Genomic DNA, 3,492 nt, shown 5'->3' on the forward strand with positions numbered 1-3,492 from the left:
CTCTTCTTATTATGATTAAGAAAGGATTAAATTATTCTTATCTCAATATAAATATAAAATTAAATATAAAGAACATGACAGCTACTATCACAAGTGGTATATAACTTGAAAAGGCAATTTGTTCTTCTAAAATATAATTTTCTTGTATTAAACTATCTTCAACTTCCATTTCTGTCAAACCTTCAACATCATATGGTCTCAATTTACCCAGTAATACTTTCACAATTTTTATTAAAATAAAGATAAATACTCCTAAAATTGCAAAAGATATAAGCATCTCTAGGATATTAGGGTAAACATTTACTTCTTGAGCTGATATATCATTTATAATATCTACATTTTTCATCACAAAATAATTTATGACTAAAGCAAGGGAGTTATTCAATGTGTGGGCTATCATAGAAGAGTATATAGAATTTGTCTTATATACCATAATCCCAAATACTATACCTAAAACAGCAGGCCCTACAAAGTTAATTAAAGTAAAATGAAACATCCCAAATAAAACTGCACTCATAATAATTGCTTTTTTGATTCCAAGCTTTTCATAAGCTTTCAAAATAGTACCTCTAAACATTATTTCCTCACATATTCCTGGTATTATTGCTATAAACAATAGTGACAATAAAAAAGGTATTTGTGAAATAATATCAGGTAATGGATCAGGATTTAAGGGTATAAATATATCTATTATGTTTATAAAAATTGCCTGACAAAATGCTGCTATAGGATATGTTAAAATAGTTATAAAAAATATTAATATTATGTTTTTAAATCCTAGCTTATTTAATCTAAATGTTTTTTTCAAAGATATATCTTTTCTTTTAACAAACCAAATACTTGGAATTGCTATAATTAAAACTTCTGTTACAAAAACACCAAAAAACAAATTTATATTTTGAGTAAATCCTCCTACCGATATAAATACTAAAGCAAGTATTAGAAATAATAAATTTGTTTCATATATTGATAGTTTATTTTCATTTTTCATCTATACACCTCTTTTAATATTATATATTAAATTTTCCTATAAACCTTCCTTTAAAGAAAGTTTTTAAACGTAATAAATAGCTACAGAAAATTCTGTAGCTATTTATTATTCAAATGTAAATATATATGGTTTGTTTCTATAATATGCACCATAGTTAAGCCCATAACCAACTATAAAAACATCTGGAATACTAAATCCATAAAGGTCAGGTGTAAGTTCTACTTTTCGTCTACTAGGTTTATCTAGCATAACACAAGTGTTTACAGAGTTTGGTTTCTTAGATTTTATATGTTCTACAACTTTTAAAAGTGTATAACCAGTATCTATAATATCGTCTACTATTAGTATATCTTTGCCTTCAATATCTGTCCTTAAATCATGAACTATATCTACAACTCCTGTAGTAGTTTCTGAATGTCCATAGCTTGATGTAGTTATAAAATCTACTTCTAGAGGTGTTTGTATTTCTCTTATTAAATCTGCTGCAAATATAAAACTACCTCTAAGTAATGATATAACTACAAGGTCTTTATCTTTATAAATTTTACTTACTTCTTTTCCTAATTCCTTTACTTTACTAGAGATCTCTTCTCTTGTAAAAAGTATTTTTTCTCTTTTGTTTTTATCCAACCTTTGTCTTCCTCTCTTATTTATTATAATTTCCAGGTTTTTTCTTCAGCATATTTTTAATTTCTATAAGTTCTTTCAATATCCTATTAAGAGTGTATTGAAAACTTATTAATATAATAAATATTATAACACCAGTCGCAAGTTTAGTATCCACTTTTATCTACCTTTCATGTTTAGTTAAATTAGCATTGTAAAACTTTTTTACATTAATCCTTCTTCTTCCTCTAGATCCAATCTATTGTTATCATCTTCAATAAATTCTAATTTAGATATAGATACTTCATAAGCTACCCTGGTTTCTACATCCCCAGATTCAAGTTTTTTGTTATATTGTCTACTCTGAATCCTACCCCATAATTTAATATGGTCACCCACTATTAAATTTTCACAAAATCTAGCATTCCTTCCCCAGCCAATTGAAGGAATATAATCAGATTTACTATATGCTCTATTTACAGCTACAAGTAAATCAGATATCTCTCTGCCAAATGGAGTTACTCTATATATTGGTTTTTTGCAAATATACCCATCTAGGTATATTACATTTGGATTTCTTAAAACTTCTTTTAGTTCATCCTCATCTGGAAGGTGAATTTCTCTAGCAAATATAGTTAAAACTAATTTATTTGTAGATGCTATATATCTATTATAAGATCTAAGTTGTCCTTCTATAATAACATAATTACCCACCTTTAAGTCAAGATTAATTAATAATCTTTCTGAAATAGTTATTGGAAGTAAATCTACAGCTTCACTAAGCCTTGGTACTTCTAGCATAATACTATAAAATTTCTCTCCATAAATCTCATGACTATACTCCTTTTCCTCTTTAAGGATACCTACTATTTTTACCATATTTGTATCAGTTGATTTTTCTGACATCTAAATGCCCCCCTTATTCTTGTGTGTCCACAATATATAACTATATTTATTCACATCTATGGTGAATTATGATAAAAAAAATATAAAAGACTTTAAAGTCTTTTATATTTTTATATTCATATGAGATTTTTTATTGCCCAAGATCAAACTTGTCGTAACTGCTGCAAGTATATTGTATATAAGACTTTCACTTCTATCTTTAAGCTCTCTTTTAATATTTACAGTCAATTCGCATGGTTCTATCCTTTTGTTAAATATAGTATTAAATTCTCTTTGAATATATATATTTACACTTAAATCTCCATCATCATTATAACTTGAAATAGTTACAGTTGATTTATTATTAAATCCATAGGAAATTGCAAGAGAAGTTAAACTTTCCAAAGGCAACTGAAGCCAATTTTCCTCATCTGAATTTAAAACAAAATAATTGCATTCTAAAAACCTATAATCTAAAATTGCTTCACTATTATATAGTATAATATCAAATTTTATATTTAAAGAATAATAAAGTTCTAAGCCTTCTGGTTTAGTAGTTATTAAAAATACTGTCGTTTTTTCCTTATTAAATCCTAATATATTCTCTTCTTTATTTATATATATAGATTCCCAATCTTCTTCAAGTAAGAGTTTTTCAATATATTTTATAGTATTTTCTTTTGTATCTTCTATTAATCCAACTAAAAAAACTCTTTTTTCTATCATGTTTTGCCTTCTCTCTATTATTTTATAGGAATTTGTCTGCCTGTGTTATCCATTTCAAAATCTTTGTTATGTATAAGTTTTGATATAGGTACTATTTCATAACCATCATCGCTTAGTCTTTCTAAAACAAGTGGTAAATATTCTCTTACATATTTTGCATTATTATGAAATAAGACTATAGATCCTGGCTTTATATTTCTAGTTACTCTATCTACTACTGATTCTACCCCTAGTTCTTTCCAATCTATTGAATCTACATCCCATTGTATAGTATAGTAGCCATT

At 26.3% G+C, this 3,492-nt stretch carries 4 protein-coding genes and 1 pseudogene; all 5 read right to left on the reverse strand.

The annotated features are described in order from the left end of the window. Window positions 1-37: 37 nt before the first annotated feature. Entirely contained in the window at window positions 38-991 is a 954-nt protein-coding gene (locus ACTHW2_RS12090) for a CPBP family glutamic-type intramembrane protease (RefSeq protein ID WP_442264168.1), read from the reverse strand. A 105-nt stretch (window positions 992-1,096) separates the two neighbouring features. Continuing rightward, the gene (hpt, locus tag ACTHW2_RS12095) at window positions 1,097-1,621 is read right to left on the reverse strand and encodes a hypoxanthine phosphoribosyltransferase (protein WP_442264169.1); all 525 of its coding nucleotides are present in this window, start codon (window positions 1,619-1,621) and stop codon (window positions 1,097-1,099) included. Window positions 1,622-1,822: 201 nt separating this feature from the next. Beyond that, on the reverse strand, window positions 1,823-2,503 hold the full coding sequence (locus ACTHW2_RS12100) for a single-stranded DNA-binding protein (protein ID WP_442264170.1): 681 nt from the start codon (window positions 2,501-2,503) through the stop codon (window positions 1,823-1,825). A 102-nt stretch (window positions 2,504-2,605) separates the two neighbouring features. Continuing rightward, complete coding sequence (locus ACTHW2_RS12105) at window positions 2,606-3,208, reverse strand: hypothetical protein (RefSeq protein WP_442264171.1); 603 nt, start codon at window positions 3,206-3,208, stop codon at window positions 2,606-2,608. Window positions 3,209-3,225: 17 nt separating this feature from the next. Next, window positions 3,226-3,492, reverse strand: a pseudogene (locus ACTHW2_RS12110) (deacetylase); the annotation flags it as partial.

Origin of the sequence: Tissierella sp., from assembly GCF_052089545.1 — a bacterium.
Classification (GTDB): domain Bacteria; phylum Bacillota; class Clostridia; order Tissierellales; family Tissierellaceae; genus Tissierella_A.